The following is a 16,593-nucleotide window of genomic DNA, read 5'->3' as shown; positions in this document are numbered from 1 at the left end:
GAATGGATTTTCTGTTTTATATATAATTTAAGGTTGAACCAAATCAACTCAAAAAAATAAATGCAGAAAATGAAAAAAAGATTACACACCAGTTTTATCAAATTTATTGTTGAGAAATACGACAAAGAAATTCAAGAGCTTCCAGAAGAAGAAACAAATTATAGTAAAGATATCAGCGATGAATATGATGAAATAATGGATTATGGCGATGAAAAAAATGATGAGGTTCAAGACGAAGAAGAAACCCCAGAAAATGATGATGAAACTATTGATGCTTTGATTAAAGAATATAATTCATTAGCGAAAAAATATAAGATGAAAACAAATGATAGTATTCTTAATAAAAGAAAATAAGAAGTATTATGATATTGAAACTATGCGACAAATTCTCAATGTTTCAAAATCTAAAATTCAAAGACAGTTGAAAAAACAAGATAATGAAGTTGTCAAGTATAAAAACTTACATCTTTATAATGAACATACTCTCTTTAACTTAATGGAGATAATTCTAATAGAAAAATTAGAAAAGATAGATGATTAACTATGACAAAATTAAAAAGCTGAACAGTCAGATTGCAATAAACAAAGAAAAGTTGCAGTCTGAAAATGATATTAAAAAGAAAGAAAAGTTGAGGTGCTTAGTTCAAATCGATATGTTAAAAATAAAAATTGAACGATTAAATTGAAATAAAAAGAATGGTATAAACCATTCTTTTTATTGATTTTACTTATATTGGAGTTTCGGGAAGTTTAAAAAGCGAGCAACAATAAGATGATATTATATATACTCTATATTTATAGATTGACTTGCTCATTTAAAATTTAAGTATATCCACACTAGATTTTTTGAGTTTTTAGTTTTTTGCGGGCGTATTTTAAAAATTTGTACTTTAGTAATTCTAAATTTAAATTACTATGGTTGATATTTTAAAAGGCGATGTTGTTGTATTCAAAGCTACTCCAAATTCAGGAGAAATGGTTGTACTCGATGTTAAGTATAAGCATATTCAATATAGAGATGCTACTGAAGATAACCCTGCTGTTAAGGTTCAATATTGGAATGCTATAAAACAAGAATACGATTACGACACTTTTTACTATAAAAATTTAGTTTTTGTACGTAGGGAATAAATTTCTTTTTCAGTTATAAATTCTACAAGTTCTTGTATTAGTTAATAAGCTCTGAATAACTCCCCATCAGTCAAATAAGCCCCTTTTTATGTACGATTCAGTTTCTTTATTAATTGTTTTTTGTTCCATGATTACTTGTATTTGATTAATAAAGAGCCTTGCTGTTTATGTAAGTCTTTATTATTAGATTTGTTAAAACCAAACCAATGAACAATCTAGAAATTTTTAAATGGCTTGCTATAATTTCACCAATTATTAGTGGAATAATAGTAGGTGTCGTAACTCATAAGCTTTCAAATCGCTCAAAACGTATAGAGATTCTATATCAAAACAAAACTCGAGCATTTAATGAGTTACATAAGATACTTATTGATTATAGATTTGAATTAGAACCGAATATTTATAATAATCCATTTCTTGAAAGAAGTTCCGATGCAAAAGGGTCAGTTGAAACTCTTAGTCTATTAAATAATGCTCTTGTACGCAACAATATATATCTAAATGAGGAAAGTAGAAAATCAACAATGGATTTGGTTACCAAGATTAATTTCTTTTGCAATTTTCAGAAGCAGGATTTTGACAATATTAATCCTTATATAGGTATGGCAGTTGAAGTTAAAAAAGTAATTGATATTCTATATAAAGATCTTAATCTTAAATAGTTCTTTGTAATTCAAGTATATACTACACCTTCGTTGTAAAATTGGTATACTTACCTAAATAATAGTGAGTTTCTAATAAATAAGTGGAAACAAAACGAGATCACTTTTATATATAATAAAAAAGAATTTATTATATGAAAGTTATTCTACCTCGAGAAGTCATTAATTGTATTTCAAAAATTGGAAATAAAACCGCACAGAAAAACGGTTATAAAATTTATACTGCATTGACTTTAATGTCTAAAAGACAAAATAAGCACAAATATTTCCCCGTTCCATCTACTTACTTGGAAAAGATAAATAAACGCTACAAAAGAACCCTAAATGCTTTACAAGAAGCAAAGATTATTAAGCCATATAGCCGAATTGAACAACACCCAGAATTATTGTTTGAAAGCATAGAAAAGAGATATTACAACGTATCAAGAGGAGTTTGTATTAAATATAAATTCCTAATTGATATTTCAAAAGGTGTCATTGAAGAAATAGACTTTGACAACAAAAGAAAATACAGATGGTACTCTATAATTGAAAACTCAATGGCTGAACTTGGTTATGAAGGAAAAATTTCAAGAGATACTTTTGGAAGACGAGTGCATCATCCCGTAATACCGATTTATAAAGAAGACTTAAAAAAGAAAGGTTATGCTATTATTGATGCTAAATGTTCCCAACCTAAACTTCTATTAAACATTATGAAAGACAAGGGAATAATTGACAAAAGATACGAAGAAGCATTTCAGTTAGATTTTTATAATTATTTGGTTCAGAATTTAGAACTTAATGACAGACAACAAGCGAAAAACTTGTTTATGTATTTCCTAAATTCAAATGGATATGTTCCAAATTATAAAATTCACATTTTGTTTCCTGTTGCATCAAAGTTTATTACAAATCTAAAAACCAAAAATTATAAAGATGCTTCATCTTATTTACAAAGAGAAGAAAGTAAAATATGGATTGATGATTTACTAGAAAATATACCTACTGATTTTGCTTTGCCTATACACGATTGTTTATTAGTGAGAGATCGAGAAGTTTATGAAATACTTGATTATTGCAAAAGCAAATACGAAAATATAGATTTTGAGATTTCTTTTTTATAATACGCAATTCAAAATTCGCTCCCTAATAAAGCCAAATTCCATCATAAAGCATAGTTATAAGTTTTGCAAAATAACCTCCCAAAAACGCTCTATTCAACCCAAACAATAAAAAAAGCGATTTGACTAATATCAAATCGCTTTCATTTTTACAATACTATTCAGTTTGATTTTTTTTCAATCAAATAGAATGACATAAAATTACCTGTAATTTTTTACTTATTATTATTAGATTTTTTAGTTTTATAAAATTGTAATTCATAAAAAAAGCGAGAAAATCTTCCCGCTTTTTTTATTGATAATTTTATCTTTTAGTTTTTCCAGTAATTAAAATGTGGAATTTCTTTTTTTAAATCATCTAAAACTTCATAAAGTCTATCTTGAGAAAGATTATCCAATCTCCAACCACCATCAATAGTTTCATAAGAATTTAGCATACAAACAGGCTGTGGAGAAGCATTTTTATGTGAAAACTCTTCGCCATCTCTGTAATGTGTACTTACTGCTAAGCTGAATTTTTCTCCAGAGAATATTGTGATATTATAATCTAAGATTGCTTTCTTGTTTTTGTTTTCTTTGTAATTTTTAACAAAGGTCAACTTAGCACTATTGTTTTCCTCAGTTTTCACATATTTATAAGTGTCTGGTTCTCCATTTTCATAATCAATATCTTTAGTGATTATGTATTCATTGCCTATTTTTTCTTTCACTATTTCGTTCACCAGCCAGCCATTTTTAAATGTATTTTTATTAGTTATTGTGTCATATTGATCCTTTATTATACAAACACCTGTATATAACTCTTTGCTCCCTTTTTTTGTCACACCTTTAAGTTCACCATCAGCTTCAGTAAGTTCAGAACAATTACAATCTGCAATAATATCTTCATTTTTTTTGTCTGTGCTTTTCTCTTCTTTATCAGTGCCTTTTCCTCCGCAAGAAAATAGAAGAACGCTAAACGTTACAGCCGATAAAATTTTTATTATTTTCATATTTTAAAAAATTAATTGTTTTCTACTCTTTAGGTTTTTCGATTACACCCCGTTTTTGTTTTGGTTTCTGAACTCCAATTTTCAATTAATAAACTAGGATTTTATTCTAATAATTAAATGCCAGTTCAAAACGATTCCCCTTTTTCTTGAAACAGTATATGCGATTATTTCCGCTATCAGTATCAATAGCCTCAAAGCGATATTCTATATTTTTTATAATCTCCTTTGCTGATGTTTCGTCATAATCGAAGTCCGTTGCTCCTCCCTCGTTTACAGTAAAGTATAATTTTCCGCCTATCGCTCTTACGTTAACATAAAAAATAGGATTTGAACCATCAATGTTCATTTTTACAGCGTAACTGTCAGCAAATATTTCTCGATTAATTTCGTGTTTCGTGTTTTTATCAAAAATCCCAATTAAGCCTGATTTAAGAGGATTTAAGCTGATATATAAACAAATAGATATTAGCATTAGTATTACTAATAATAGTCTATTGTGTGGTTTCATATCTAAAAATTTATAATAGTTTTTTACTCTTTAGTTTTAAGATTACAGTCCTATTTTTTCAAATGGAATCACTAAATAGATTTTTTACCCTAGTAATTAAATTTTAGTTCAAAACGATTGCCTTTTTTCTTGAAATGATATGTACGACTACTTCCGCTGTCTAAATCATTAGCGTTAAAGTCATATTGAATGTTCTTTTGAATCTCTTTAATTGATGTCTCTTCATAATAAGAGTTTATTGAACCACCCTCATTCACAACAAATTTCAACTTCCCTTTTACTATACTCACATCCGCATAAAAAGTTGAATTCATACCGTCTATATTCATTTTCACGGTGTAATTGCCAATAAATTGTTTTCTATTAATAATTGTTTTATTGTTGTTTACAGTTGTTACTTTATTCTTATTATTGATGGCTTCCCACCCATTTTCAGTCTTTATCATACCAAGACTGCTACTTGATTCTGTAAGCTCAATTTCTTCTTCTCCTTGAAATTTAGATTCAGTGTATTCTTCGGACAGTTCTCGTTGATAGGCTTGATTACTAGCTTCATGTTGTGGAGCGTTAGGTAAAGCTGACACTTGAGCGTATCCAATACTGCTCATAAATAGTAATAAAGTAATAGTTCTTGTTGTGGATAGATCAATTTTCATAATAATAATTTGGTTTAAGATTTTAAAGCCTTTTGCTAGTTTGTAACAATTACATAGGCAAATATATAAAAAACATGAACAACTAATCATGTATGATTAGATAGCTAGCCAATAATTAAAGGATTTTTACATTATTAATCATAATTTGTAAAACTTTGATCTATACCAAGGATAAAGATTATCTAATAAGATTCGGAAAACATCTAAAAAAGATGCGAGAAGAAAAAGGTATGTCCCAAGAGGAACTTGCCAACTTGGCAGAAGTTTCATTGCCTCAAATTACTAGAATTGAGCGAGGTGTAATAAATCCAACTATATGCACCATTAAATCCTTGGCAATTGGCTTAGGAATTGAAACATCTTTAATGTTTGGATTTGAAAATGAAATTTGAATGTTTGAATAACTTTGCTGAAAATTAGATCCTATTATCTTTATAAAATCCGTTTTTCTCCCTCTAGCTCTTCTTATATTAAATTGATTTTCATTGTTTCTATATGTCTTTGTAGTTGCGGTATTTTTGTGAAATATTATTTTATTTTTATTACACCCGATTTATTAAATGTTTTCCTATTATATTTGATAAATTAAAAACGCTACAGGCATTCGTATAAAAACTTTAATTGGGTTAGGTGTGCAAAATTTTATAGCGGATATTTAGCCTACTTTTAAAATCAATATTTTGCTAAACCAATTACTGAAATTATATATTCGAAATAGTTATAAAACACCATTAGAAGATTTTACAACAGAAGTCTTCACAGGTTTATTAAATTTAGAAGAGGAAATAAAGATTTCATTTATAGAAGATTTCTTAAAACTACCTAAATCAGATTTTCAATTAAAAACTCAAGTCAAATATGAACTTGAAAACGATACTAATTGTATCGTAGATATGGTTTTACAAAGTGAAACACATTTATGCTTTATAGAAAACAAAGTGAATTCTAAAGAAGGTAACAGACAAATCGAACGTTACTGTAAAGTTCTTGATATATTCAATAATGACGGCTATACCACTAGCCTGTTCTATTGCACAAAATATTTTGAAAAAAAAGAATTTTCAAATCACAGTTTTCAGCAATTCAGATGGTTTCAAATAGCAAAATTTTTAAAAAAATTTCAGTCTAACAAACTTGTAAATGAATTTCTGAACTTTTTAAAAACACATAATATGGCACAAGAACTAACTTTCAACGCAAAAGACTTTATGACTTTAGATAATCTCCAAAATATTATAAATGTAATGAATGGATATTTAGATCGAGTTAAGCCAACTTTTGAGCATACATTTAAAACGTCGTCTAAGATTAGTGACGGAAGAACCATCTCGCAAATTTTAAATCATAATCGCCTAATTTATTATTATAAAGAAATAATTTCAGAAACAGGATGGTCAGAATTGAAGTATGGTTTTCAATTACAAACTCCTAATATTTATGTTGGAATTTGGATAGATAAATCAAACAAAAAATTCTCTGAATTTACAGAATATTCAAAACTAAATTTAGGAGGTTTTAATATTGAAATTAAAAGTAATGGAATATCTATTGAACTTAAAAAAGATATATCAATTTATTTAAATAATGAAGAAGCTGATTTTGAAATAAGCGAATGGTTTAAAAATGCGTTTGAAAAATTTGCGGATATTATAAAGCAAACACCACAATTTAATTGGTCAATTAACGTCACCTAACACTTCTCAATGATGATTTGGAAAATTGGCTTGACGAGAACTGTTTTTTTTGTTTTTAGAAGTTTTATAAAAATCGAAAGATAAATTTCAACTTACACCAAACCCGCTGTAGTTTGTGGAACATCGGGCTAAAATTTAAAAGAGAAAAATTGAAAAATGATAGATAAAACAATAAATTCAGGACCAGACGCTCATAATGGATTTGCATTACAGAGAAATACTGCTATTTATTTACTTTTAGATAATTATATTAATAAGTTTCAAGATAAAAACTATTTTATTTGTCTTGAACATCATGATGATTTTTTGTTTTGTTTTCTAAATGAAAAAGAAGAAGTTGATTTAATTGAAGCATATCAATCTAAGAAGAAATCGCCCAGTATTTGGCGAGCAAATCCTGAGTTATTTGAAATTTTAAACAAACTTTTAAAAACAGGCAAAAAGTTAATTTTAGACAAAATTTCGAAATCTGAGCAATACAAACATATTCTCTATTTTTCAACTAATCAAACTATTGAAATAAAGAAAAAATATCCAAAAAAAGCCAACAAACCTGATATTAGTATTTCTATAAAAAATGATAATCCAAACATACAATTTGGAAATTTACATACTGATATCCAAGAGCATTTTAAAGCAAGCATCACAGAAACTAATCTTCACGATCAATTAGATAAATTGAATTTTTTATGGATACCTTTTACGACAACTGCAAAAGAACAAGAAAATCAATTAGAAGGTAAAATTAGTGAGGTTTTTGGAAATAAAATTTTTGACAAAAGAGCAGCAATAGATTCACTTATTAGTCTTTTTAGAAAAATTGAGGGAATATATAATCACGGAAATGAAGTCCAGTTGTTAGATAAAACAAAAAGAGTTGAAAGTGATAAAATAGAAAATGCATTAAAAGTTTTAACAACTAAATCAAAATGTTTTGATTATTGGCATTTAAGAAAAACTGAAATTTCTTTAAAATTACGAATCAAACCAATTGAAAAGGAAATTTTTGAATTAGCTTTTGATAGTGCATTTGATTTATTTAAAAGTATTCAAGAAGCTGAACATCAAAAAATATTGCAATTCACCAAAGAGCAAATTGGAAATGTTACAACTTATTCAGAAGAAGAAAATGTAATTGAATTATTTGATATATTTCAAAGTACTTGCACTACAAATTTTAATGAATTACAAATTAAAGCAATCTTATTTGCTTCACTTTTTGAAGTATTATATATTAAAGAAAAATAAAGATGAGAACTCAATTAATCTATAAAAACTTCTTTATCTATTGTGAAAAAAATAACACAAGTTTCTTCACAGAATTTGATGAAGGTATAAACATAATTCACGGAAAAAACACGTCGGGAAAAAGCACTGTAATACAGGCTATACAATACACATTTGGTATTAATGATGAAAAACACAAATTATTTGAAATTTTAGATGAAGGAGTGATTTTTAGACTTGACTTTGTTTTAAAGAAAGGTAATGACGAAAATTTAACTATTATTAGAGATAACGAATTCATATATATAAAAAGAGAAAATCTTCCATTAATTAAATATTCTGGTATTGGAGCAAATAATTCAAGGGAACATATTTTACTTAAAGAGTATTTAAGTAAATTAATTGGTTTTAATTTAAATTTAGAATCATCCGGAGAATATAAATTAGCCTCGTTAGAGGCAATGTTTTTGCCATACTATGTCTCACAAGATTACGGATGGGTTTTGGCTTTGAAATCTTTCAGAGGTTTGGATTTTTTTAGAAATTTTAAAGTGGACTATTATGATTATTATCTTGGAATAACGAACGAATTTGATAGGTTAAAAAAACAAGAATTAGAAAAAGATAAGAAAAATTTTGAAGCTAGAATAAAATTTTTAACAGATACGGAGAAATATGATGATGATTTTAAACTTTCAAAATTAAAAGATGAATCGTTTGTTGCTAAGTCTGTTGAATATATAGAATCCTACAAGAAAAACAAAGATGAGCTTATACAAATAGAGAAAGAGTATTTAACAAAATGTAATAAGTTAACATTTATTGAAGAAAGATTAAAAATTCTTAAAGTAGTTAAAAAAGCTCTAAAAACAGAGAATCCAGTAGAAAATGATTGTCCAACTTGTCGTCAAAATTTGCCAAGTTCCATAGAAGATATTTATAAATATTATCAAGACTTCAATAATACAGAATCAGAAATTGCTAAGCTGAAAAACGAAATTAAAGAAATAAAAGGGGCAATTAATAGTTTAGAAACTGCTATGTCGGCAAAAAAAGAAATTGTTTCAACGGACTATTCAATCCTGCATGAATACAAAATCGCTGATTTAACATTCACTTCCTGGTTAGATAACAAAACTAAAATTCAATTATCAAATAATATTTTGTCTCAAATAGGAGAAACTACAATAGAGTTAAATAAGAAAAATAAAGAGTTAGAAGCCTTTAAAACAGATGATGAATTAAGAAAAGAGCGTAATAATAAAGATTATATTTTTAAGGGATATTTCAAAGATTTTCTTAATGAGTTAAATGTGAAATCTTTTGATAATGAGTTATACTTATTATTGTATCAGATGAAGATATTTCCAAAACAAGGAGTTGAATTATTAAAGACTTTACTTGCCTATTATTTTGCTTTTAATAAATTAATTGAAAAAACAGAGTATGTTCACATATTCCCATTTATGATGGATGCAGTTTTCAAAGAAGATATCGATGAAGACAACCGAAAATTAATACTTGAATTTATATACAAAAACAAGCCAAGTAACAATCAACTAATCTTTTCTTTTGCAGAATCTGAGAAAAATGCAAAAACTGCATCTGAATATAATAAAGAAATAATGAATGATGAGGCTAACTTAATTTTAACCAATTTAACAAATGAAAGATCTTTATTAAATACTTTAAATGATAAGCAAAAAGAATATTTGCAAGAGACACTATTTTTAATTGAATAACAAAAAAAACGATAGCCTAATACTACTAGGAGTTAGTTTAGTATTTACAATAATTTAAGTTTTAAAATGAATGAAAACGAAAGTTACATTAGATGGCAAAATATTAGAATTACGCAGTTAGGTTTTGCCAATAACTTAATAATATTATTAAGCGTTGCATTACTAGGATTTTATGTTAAATTCTTAGAAACTTGTGGATGTTTAAACAATATACAAAAATTCTTCATATGCGTATGTTTCATGCTTATTATAATCTCAATTATTCTTGGGTTTATTGTAATGCTAAATAGGCTTGATGATTTTAAACTTACAGCGCAAATTGCTCGCAAAAGAGAAACAGATCAAAGAAATGGAATTGAGAAAGATCGCACACAGGCAAAGGAATTAGGAAAAAAAACATATTCTTACTTTATTTGGCAAGTTGTAACATTTCTTGGAGCATTTATTTCTGGGTTTATTATTGTCGTAGTCGAATTTAGTGATAAGCTATTTTAATTTAATACAATTTATAAATATGACAATCGCTAATTTAAATTCAGCAATGGAGATTTGTAACCAAGGTCTATTGGAATTCAATAAGGGAAATGCTGTAAGAGCATTTTTTTATAAAGGAAAATGGTATCCACTAAGAGCAACGGTAAATAAAGCTAAAATGGAGGCTGGTGAAAATGAACTTATAACTGATAGAGCTTTAGTTGAACTAGCTTATTTACTTCCTTACATAAAAATTGAGGATAAAGCGTTTATTGATAATTTCCCAATTAAAATTGATGATGAAAATCGATTTCAGGAAATAAATTATTTATCAGATTTAATATCTAAATTGACTATTTAAAAGATAGTAACTGTTTGTAAAAGCTACTTCAAAGGTTCAAGGGATTTATAGAATAGGTTTAATAGAAAGTTAATTTTAATTTGAGATGTGGCAAATCCGAATAAAGGGTTAATTTATTTACAAACGCACTATGTATAAGAATGGTAGTTGTAATGCAAAATAATAGAAGAATTCAATAAAATATAATTAAATTTTAACAATCATAAAAACACTTAAAATGTCCAAAATGGAGAATGAAGAATTATCAAATAGCTTAAATCAAATATATATTGCTTTAGCAACTACAATTTCTGCAATTTGCAGAAGTATTCCGAATAAAGAAGACAGAATAGATGCTTTAAAAAAAATAAATCCACCAATTGAACACTTAAAAGCTGTTTATCAAATAGCTATCGAACGTGAAGATTATGAGACTTGTGATGCAATCAAAAATTATTTTCAAGAAAAAGGAATTAATTATTAGCACAAAAAGGACTCAAAACAACTGTTTTAAGAATTGAAACACTAAAATATAAATATGAAAAGACATATCAATGCAATATCTAATTGATACAACAATATCTGAAAATCTACGTGCCTCAATCAATATTGTGAATAATATTGATTTTGAAGAAAATGCACCTACTATATCAGACCAAATTTTTATTATTAATCTTAAGGATGCAATGCAAAATTATTCTGGAAGAATTTCACCTGCAATAGATAAAAGTTTTGGTATAACACAATCCTTTCTTCATAATGATAATCATATTCATTTAATAATTATAAATGAGGAATTATGCTCAAGGTATAATGCAAATCTTACATCTGTTGTATTGCATGAAATTGGACATATTGTAAATGAATATGGAATAAAACTAACTCCATTACAAGCTTTGTCAAGAGGTGTTAGTTTAAATAATTTAAATGTTGTCAACTCCCAAATTCAACTTGAAAATGAATTTCACGCTGATTATTTTGCAAAAAAATATAATCACGCAAATGAACTAATTCAGAATCTTAATTCATCTTTAAATTTAGGATTTGATGACAATGAATTAAGGTTACGAATTATTGAATTACAAAATGATATAATAAGAATAACTAATCGTATAAAATCACATACCATTTAAAACATTGTAAGCACTAGTTTACAGATGTCTTGTGCAATTTGCAATTTAGTGGTATTACACTTTTTAATGTATTTTCGTTTAATCGAAAATACTACTCATACTAAGTTGCAAAATACGCAAGACACGGGAACGTTATAGCCAATTTTAAAGAAATAAGAATCAATGATAAAAAGTGGAAGAGAAAAAATAGAAGACATAATATTTGACAATGATCTCGAAAATTCAAATTATCATAATAAATATTTTGTAAGAACTGGAGCTAAAAACCAAGTTTTCAGAAAAGTAAATTTTAGTCATACTTATTTTGAAAATTGCTATTTTAGAAATATTCAGTTCAATTCTTGTGATTTTAATGGATGTAAATTTAATAATTGCAATTTTCAAGGGAGTACTTTTATCGGAAGTAATTTTGATTATGCAATTTTTGAAAAGACATATATTGGTTCAGAAATTTTAGACAATAATTGTCCTAGTCATAATAATTTAAAATTAAAATTCGCAAGAACGTTAAGGATAAATTATCAAAGTATTGGTGATGCTGAGTCTGTAAATAAAGCAATTAAAATTGAATTGGAAGCTAGTAAAGAACATTTACATGAAGCGTGGAATTCAAAATCAACTTATTACAGAACAAAATACAGAGGTTGGAATAGAATAGTAATGTTCTTTAGATGGCTTTATTTTAAAATTCAAGATTTTGTTTGGGGCAATGGTGAAAGTCCATTAAAACTATGTAGAACAGGATTTTATTTATGGTTAATTGCTTCATTAATTGATACAATATATTTTAAAGACCCGAACTCTTTAATTGATTATTGGACTTCTTTCAAAAGCATACCGTCATACTTTATGGGAATAAAAAAACCAGATGTATATTCAGATTGGTATTTAACATTAATCACAATGTTTAGATTCATCGGTTTTGCCTTATTTACATCAATTATTATAAAACGATTTAATAGAAGATAATGGAAATTTATGCTTTTGGTTCTATAACAAGAGGTGAAATTGATAATTTCTCAGACGTTGATTTATTGATTCTTAAAGATATCGGTGAAGAAATATCAAATATCAATAAAGATGACTTTTCTATTTATACATATAAAAGATTGATAGAATTATGGGACGAAGGAAATCCATTCGCTTGGCATCTTTTTCTTGAATCAAAATGCATTTTTTCTCCTGATAAAACGCCATTCATTCAAACACTTCCCAAACCAAATAAATATGTAAATTCTAAGAATGATTTGCTAAAGTTTTATCAATTATATAAAGATTCCAAAGAATCAATTATTACAAATAAACATTCAATCGATTTTGATTTGTCAATGATTTTTTTAGCTATAAGAAATTTTGCCTCATGTTTTGCACTTGGGTACTTGAATAAATATATTTTTTCAAGAGATTCAGCTATCAAAATTGGAAGATATTCACTTAATACTGACAATGAAGTCTATGAGAGTTTAAAAAAAGCTAGAATATTAGCTACAAGAGGAGTGGGAAAAGTGACTTCAGATGTAACATTAAATAAAATAATGCAAGAACTTCCTCAAATTGAAAACTGGTTTAACGATTTACTAAAAAAAACTAATGAATGAATTTTTAAATAGAATAACAGCCCAAAGAGAAGTCATTAACATCATTAATCAAGAAAAAAAACTTTCTTTTCCTTTAGTTGGTTTGTCACTAAAATCGATCGAAAGGTGGAAGAAAGAAAATTCAATTTCAGATGATTCAGAAATTTCAAAAATTATCAACTTAATCGCTTCAAAATTGTTCTTTCTTGCAAATAAAAGCCAAGAGCAAATTACAGGAGAATACAAGTTGTTAAGTAAAAATGTTAGTGAATTAATAAATCATTTAAAAAATAATATAACAAACTGGCTATAACAGCTACCAACGTTAGGCAAATCAGTAATAAATTGGTAAAAAAACACTTTATGAATAAAGAAATTAATCAATTTGAAAGATCTGCATTAGGTTGGCAAATTCTCATAAGAGTTTCAGTAGAAAAAACTTTTATAACATATAAAAATTTTGGAAAAGATATTGGAGTTCATCATCGTGCAGTTAGATTCGTTCTTGATAAAATTCAAGATTATTGCTTAAATAATCAGTTGCCACCAATAACTATTTTGGTTGGAGACAAAAATGGAATTCCAGGTACAGGATTCAAGGCTTGGGATGTTGATAATATTGAAGAAGGTTTTGAAAAAGTTTATAATTACAATTGGAATAATTTAGATAATCCTTTTAGCTATGCCTTTACAGGAACCACAGAAGAGGAAATTGTAAATCAATTATTAAATGAGCCTGAAAAATCTAAAGAGACGTATGGCAAAATTAAAGTCAGAGGAACAGCTCAAATAATTTTTAGAAAAGCATTATTAAAAGCTTACAATTCTCGATGTGCTTTTTGTGATTTTAGTTTTAGTTTTGCTTTGCAAGCTGCCCATATAATTCCTTGGTCAAAAGCTTCGGAAAGTCAACGTTTAGATGTTAGAAATGGGATATTATTGTGCGCAAATCATCATTGCTTATTCGATAATGGTTTACTTAAAATTAACAATGATTATTCAATAATTTTCAAAAGTAATATGAAACATAAAGCTACTAGTAATTATGACAATCTTCTATCTTCTGCATTTCACAATCAAAAAATAAAACTTCCGAAAAATGAAAAACATTGGCCTAACAAAGAATATTTAACTGAACATAGAAATGCCAACACCTAAGAATGCTGGATTAGTTTAATCGGTGGCGATGAAAAATTTTAAACTAAATTCTTAATTTTATTGAATTCCTCGATTGTCATTATAAACTAAAAATGAATGTCTTCTATTTTTATTATATCAATTTTAAAATGTATTTGGATACTGATTACTCTCATCTGTTTCCTCAGCATGAGTTTGTTTACATTAATTAAGCTTTAAAAGAATTGAAAAAACTTTCGGAAGATTAAATCTCAAACACGTTCAATTTTAGCCGTATCAAAATTAAACTATAACCAATCCTCAGTTTATTTTTAATTGAAAGTCAAAGACAAATTGAATCCTCGTGTTGTATTAAAAACAACCACCATAAAAAAATCAAATAATCCCCTACTCCTTTACTAGAAAATGTATCAAACTAGAAAGTGTATCATTTTAATTAATAAAAGCTAGGTGATACAGTGGTCTTTCCGTATCTTTGAAATATAAAATATTAAAATGATACACTATGAAAGTGGTTATATATTCAAGAGTTTCAACAAATAGTCAGGATTTCAAAAGACAGACAGAAGAATTAATTGAGTTCTCAAAAAAGAATCATTACGAGGTCGTGAATATTTTTGAAGAAAAAATTTCCGGCGGAAAGATAAATGAAGAAAGACCACAATTAATGGAAATGATAAACTTTGTCAAATCAAACAAAATTGATAAAGTTCTATGCTGGGAATTATCTCGTATAGGAAGAAATACAATTGAGGTTCTTAAAACAATTCAGTTGCTGAATGAAAATTGCATTTCTCTTTACATTAAAAACCACAACATTGAAACCTTGAACGATAAATGCGAAATTAATCCAATGTCTCAATTTTTAATTCAAATCTTAACTTCAATTAGTGAAATGGAAAAAACTCAAATTCGCCAAAGAATAAAATCAGGGTATGAAAGTTATAGAAAAAATGGCGGTGTAGTTGGAAGAAAGATTGGTTTCAAAAAAGACAATGAAACATTACTAACCGAACATAAAGATGTTGCAAAACTATTAAAACAGGGATATTCAGTCAGAAAGACAATGAAACTAACCGATAAAAGTAGCGGAACTATTCAAAAAATTAAAAAACTAATATCTGAATAAAAAAAAGAACTTTCAAACAAAATATAGCAACTGATTGTAGCTTCAAGCATACGAACTTGGGATATCTTGGAAACTTTGAATTCGTTTTTTTTTAATAGATTAAATTAGATTGAAAAATTCATACAAAGAAAGAGTGCTTAAAAATAGCACTCTTTTTTTGTATGAATTAATAGATATATTACCAAATTATCCATCTGCCACCGTTAACTTCTGTCATTTCCTTCTTAATTTTTAAGAAATCTTCAAACAGACTCTCTTCCACCCACACATCTCCTTGAGACAATTCTGGAAACATACTTCTCTTTTTGATTTTAAATTTAGAATCAGGAAATTGATCGCCAAATCCTTCGGAATTTATTCTATCCCAATAACCTTTTGTAGTTATTCCTACTTTTCTGAATCTTCTTGCCATAAAATTATTTTTAGTGAAAATAAAACTTTTTTTTGAAAAAGCTACTTTAACTTCAATTTTTAGAACCGTTTATTTTGCTTGAAAAGTCTAACATTAGATGATATAATGTTATTTTTTTATTTGATTTTGTCAGATGACTTGACACATAGGTATACTCATAATCATCAATAAAATTGTGATATGACAAATCACTAAAGTAGCTTGAATTTGTTTTAACATCAATTTGTTTTACTACAAAACCCATCATAGCATTCGCTTCTTGATAAGTATGGTATTTTTCGTCAATAAATCTACTTATACCATTATCAATATAATAATCGTTATAGGTTTTATCTCCTTTAATTCTCTTGCACTCAATAAAATAATAAGGATTGAAATCTCCCTTCATTGTTTTTACCATATTAAGCACTCTAATATCAACCCTACCCGTTTCTGTTTGAATTTCTTTATCAAATTTAAATTCAACAATGTCGAGTTCTTTTTTTAATGCGTAATTATCTAGATATTCATCAGAAATAAATATATCTCTAATATCATTTTCATTATTATTGACTAAAATATTCGATATCATTATTTTCAAATAACATTTATACACCGAATTTAAAATAAATTTCAAATCTCTTTCCTTGTAATCAAATGAAAATAAAAATTTTGATGCATTAATTTTACTCATCTT

Annotated in this window: 22 protein-coding genes; 17 read left to right on the top strand and 5 right to left on the bottom strand. The window is 27.0% G+C overall.

Translation table 11 applies throughout. From position 1 onward, the window contains the following. Positions 1–69 precede the first annotated feature (69 nt). The 4 genes from OA93_RS04675 to OA93_RS04655 all read left to right on the top strand — a co-directional run bounded on the left by OA93_RS04675 (position 70) and on the right by OA93_RS04655 (position 2,899). Positions 70–354 (top strand): hypothetical protein, encoded by a 285-nt coding sequence (locus OA93_RS04675; RefSeq protein ID WP_131474455.1) that lies wholly within the window; start codon positions 70–72, stop codon positions 352–354. Positions 355–915: 561 nt separating this feature from the next. After that, the gene (locus OA93_RS04665; protein ID WP_039111982.1) at positions 916–1,131 is read left to right on the top strand and encodes a hypothetical protein; all 216 of its coding nucleotides are present in this window, start codon (positions 916–918) and stop codon (positions 1,129–1,131) included. Between the two features lie 206 nt (positions 1,132–1,337). Beyond that, complete coding sequence (locus tag OA93_RS04660) at positions 1,338–1,793, top strand: hypothetical protein (protein WP_039111981.1); 456 nt, start codon at positions 1,338–1,340, stop codon at positions 1,791–1,793. A 134-nt stretch (positions 1,794–1,927) separates the two neighbouring features. Beyond that, positions 1,928–2,899, top strand: coding sequence for a hypothetical protein (locus tag OA93_RS04655; protein WP_039111980.1), 972 nt, complete (start codon positions 1,928–1,930; stop codon positions 2,897–2,899). Between the two features lie 308 nt (positions 2,900–3,207). Here the strand turns inward: OA93_RS04655 and OA93_RS04650 are convergent, their stop codons facing one another. The 3 genes from OA93_RS04650 to OA93_RS04640 form a co-directional block, all read right to left on the bottom strand. Next, on the bottom strand, positions 3,208–3,888 hold the full coding sequence (locus OA93_RS04650) for a hypothetical protein (protein WP_039111979.1): 681 nt from the start codon (positions 3,886–3,888) through the stop codon (positions 3,208–3,210). Between the two features lie 106 nt (positions 3,889–3,994). Next, positions 3,995–4,396 (bottom strand): hypothetical protein, encoded by a 402-nt coding sequence (locus OA93_RS04645; protein WP_039111978.1) that lies wholly within the window; start codon positions 4,394–4,396, stop codon positions 3,995–3,997. An 89-nt stretch (positions 4,397–4,485) separates the two neighbouring features. Continuing rightward, positions 4,486–5,052 (bottom strand): hypothetical protein, encoded by a 567-nt coding sequence (locus tag OA93_RS04640; protein ID WP_039111977.1) that lies wholly within the window; start codon positions 5,050–5,052, stop codon positions 4,486–4,488. A 155-nt stretch (positions 5,053–5,207) separates the two neighbouring features. On the opposite strand from OA93_RS04640, the gene OA93_RS04635 reads away from it, so the two are divergent. From OA93_RS04635 to OA93_RS04575, 13 genes are all read left to right on the top strand, one after another. After that, complete coding sequence (locus OA93_RS04635) at positions 5,208–5,444, top strand: helix-turn-helix transcriptional regulator (protein WP_039111976.1); 237 nt, start codon at positions 5,208–5,210, stop codon at positions 5,442–5,444. A gap of 288 nt (positions 5,445–5,732) precedes the next feature. Beyond that, positions 5,733–6,746 carry a PD-(D/E)XK nuclease family protein gene (locus tag OA93_RS04630; RefSeq protein WP_039111975.1) on the top strand — a complete coding sequence of 338 codons (1,014 nt, stop codon included), beginning with the start codon at positions 5,733–5,735 and terminating at the stop codon, positions 6,744–6,746. Between the two features lie 156 nt (positions 6,747–6,902). After that, positions 6,903–7,994 carry a hypothetical protein gene (locus OA93_RS04625; RefSeq protein ID WP_039111974.1) on the top strand — a complete coding sequence of 364 codons (1,092 nt, stop codon included), beginning with the start codon at positions 6,903–6,905 and terminating at the stop codon, positions 7,992–7,994. 2 nt (positions 7,995–7,996) lie between these two features. Further along, entirely contained in the window at positions 7,997–9,715 is a 1,719-nt protein-coding gene (locus tag OA93_RS04620) for a hypothetical protein (RefSeq protein WP_039111973.1), read from the top strand. Between the two features lie 66 nt (positions 9,716–9,781). Continuing rightward, complete coding sequence (locus tag OA93_RS04615; RefSeq protein ID WP_039111972.1) at positions 9,782–10,210, top strand: hypothetical protein; 429 nt, start codon at positions 9,782–9,784, stop codon at positions 10,208–10,210. Between the two features lie 19 nt (positions 10,211–10,229). Beyond that, positions 10,230–10,550, top strand: coding sequence for a hypothetical protein (locus OA93_RS04610; protein ID WP_039111971.1), 321 nt, complete (start codon positions 10,230–10,232; stop codon positions 10,548–10,550). 226 nt (positions 10,551–10,776) lie between these two features. Continuing rightward, positions 10,777–11,013: a hypothetical protein gene (locus tag OA93_RS04605; protein WP_131474453.1), complete on the top strand. Its 237-nt coding sequence runs from the start codon at positions 10,777–10,779 to the stop codon at positions 11,011–11,013. 70 nt (positions 11,014–11,083) lie between these two features. Further along, positions 11,084–11,662, top strand: coding sequence for a hypothetical protein (locus OA93_RS04600; protein WP_039111969.1), 579 nt, complete (start codon positions 11,084–11,086; stop codon positions 11,660–11,662). Between the two features lie 162 nt (positions 11,663–11,824). Next, positions 11,825–12,631, top strand: a complete 807-nt coding sequence (locus OA93_RS04595; RefSeq protein ID WP_039111968.1) for a pentapeptide repeat-containing protein — start codon at positions 11,825–11,827, stop codon at positions 12,629–12,631. Further along, a complete protein-coding gene (locus OA93_RS04590) occupies positions 12,631–13,260 on the top strand; it encodes a nucleotidyltransferase domain-containing protein (protein ID WP_039111967.1) in 630 nt (209 codons plus the stop codon). The genes OA93_RS04595 and OA93_RS04590 overlap by 1 nt, the downstream gene beginning before the upstream one ends. Continuing rightward, positions 13,253–13,552 carry a hypothetical protein gene (locus OA93_RS04585; RefSeq protein ID WP_039111966.1) on the top strand — a complete coding sequence of 100 codons (300 nt, stop codon included), beginning with the start codon at positions 13,253–13,255 and terminating at the stop codon, positions 13,550–13,552. Before OA93_RS04590 ends, OA93_RS04585 begins: the two co-directional genes overlap by 8 nt. Before the next feature lie 50 nt (positions 13,553–13,602). Then, positions 13,603–14,397, top strand: a complete 795-nt coding sequence (locus tag OA93_RS24025; protein ID WP_052259376.1) for an HNH endonuclease — start codon at positions 13,603–13,605, stop codon at positions 14,395–14,397. Between the two features lie 484 nt (positions 14,398–14,881). Then, positions 14,882–15,505: a recombinase family protein gene (locus OA93_RS04575; protein ID WP_039111965.1), complete on the top strand. Its 624-nt coding sequence runs from the start codon at positions 14,882–14,884 to the stop codon at positions 15,503–15,505. A gap of 178 nt (positions 15,506–15,683) precedes the next feature. Here the strand turns inward: OA93_RS04575 and OA93_RS04570 are convergent, their stop codons facing one another. Together OA93_RS04570 and OA93_RS04565 are read right to left on the bottom strand one after the other, a co-directional pair. After that, positions 15,684–15,917 (bottom strand): hypothetical protein, encoded by a 234-nt coding sequence (locus tag OA93_RS04570; RefSeq protein WP_039111964.1) that lies wholly within the window; start codon positions 15,915–15,917, stop codon positions 15,684–15,686. Positions 15,918–15,969: 52 nt separating this feature from the next. Continuing rightward, complete coding sequence (locus OA93_RS04565) at positions 15,970–16,590, bottom strand: hypothetical protein (protein ID WP_039111963.1); 621 nt, start codon at positions 16,588–16,590, stop codon at positions 15,970–15,972. Positions 16,591–16,593 lie beyond the last annotated feature (3 nt).

The sequence above is a fragment of the Flavobacterium sp. KMS genome, from assembly GCF_000813005.1.
GTDB lineage: Bacteria > Bacteroidota > Bacteroidia > Flavobacteriales > Flavobacteriaceae > Flavobacterium.
The sequence above is the reverse complement of the archived record's forward strand: the minus strand, read 5'-3'. Positions and strand labels throughout refer to the sequence as shown.

Coding starts and splice junctions, on each gene's coding strand:
- OA93_RS04665 (WP_039111982.1), top strand. CDS start 916: ATGGTTGATATTTTAAAAGGCGATGTTGTTGTATTCAAAGCTACTCCA.
- OA93_RS04655 (WP_039111980.1), top strand. CDS start 1,928: ATGAAAGTTATTCTACCTCGAGAAGTCATTAATTGTATTTCAAAAATT.
- OA93_RS04570 (WP_039111964.1), bottom strand. CDS start 15,917: ATGGCAAGAAGATTCAGAAAAGTAGGAATAACTACAAAAGGTTATTGG.
- OA93_RS04625 (WP_039111974.1), top strand. CDS start 6,903: ATGATAGATAAAACAATAAATTCAGGACCAGACGCTCATAATGGATTT.
- OA93_RS04585 (WP_039111966.1), top strand. CDS start 13,253: ATGAATGAATTTTTAAATAGAATAACAGCCCAAAGAGAAGTCATTAAC.
- OA93_RS04675 (WP_131474455.1), top strand. CDS start 70: ATGAAAAAAAGATTACACACCAGTTTTATCAAATTTATTGTTGAGAAA.
- OA93_RS04600 (WP_039111969.1), top strand. CDS start 11,084: ATGCAATATCTAATTGATACAACAATATCTGAAAATCTACGTGCCTCA.
- OA93_RS04575 (WP_039111965.1), top strand. CDS start 14,882: ATGAAAGTGGTTATATATTCAAGAGTTTCAACAAATAGTCAGGATTTC.
- OA93_RS04565 (WP_039111963.1), bottom strand. CDS start 16,590: ATGAGTAAAATTAATGCATCAAAATTTTTATTTTCATTTGATTACAAG.
- OA93_RS04645 (WP_039111978.1), bottom strand. CDS start 4,396: ATGAAACCACACAATAGACTATTATTAGTAATACTAATGCTAATATCT.
- OA93_RS04595 (WP_039111968.1), top strand. CDS start 11,825: ATGATAAAAAGTGGAAGAGAAAAAATAGAAGACATAATATTTGACAAT.
- OA93_RS04620 (WP_039111973.1), top strand. CDS start 7,997: ATGAGAACTCAATTAATCTATAAAAACTTCTTTATCTATTGTGAAAAA.
- OA93_RS04650 (WP_039111979.1), bottom strand. CDS start 3,888: ATGAAAATAATAAAAATTTTATCGGCTGTAACGTTTAGCGTTCTTCTA.
- OA93_RS04640 (WP_039111977.1), bottom strand. CDS start 5,052: ATGAAAATTGATCTATCCACAACAAGAACTATTACTTTATTACTATTT.
- OA93_RS04610 (WP_039111971.1), top strand. CDS start 10,230: ATGACAATCGCTAATTTAAATTCAGCAATGGAGATTTGTAACCAAGGT.
- OA93_RS04590 (WP_039111967.1), top strand. CDS start 12,631: ATGGAAATTTATGCTTTTGGTTCTATAACAAGAGGTGAAATTGATAAT.
- OA93_RS04605 (WP_131474453.1), top strand. CDS start 10,777: ATGGAGAATGAAGAATTATCAAATAGCTTAAATCAAATATATATTGCT.
- OA93_RS04660 (WP_039111981.1), top strand. CDS start 1,338: ATGAACAATCTAGAAATTTTTAAATGGCTTGCTATAATTTCACCAATT.
- OA93_RS04615 (WP_039111972.1), top strand. CDS start 9,782: ATGAATGAAAACGAAAGTTACATTAGATGGCAAAATATTAGAATTACG.
- OA93_RS24025 (WP_052259376.1), top strand. CDS start 13,603: ATGAATAAAGAAATTAATCAATTTGAAAGATCTGCATTAGGTTGGCAA.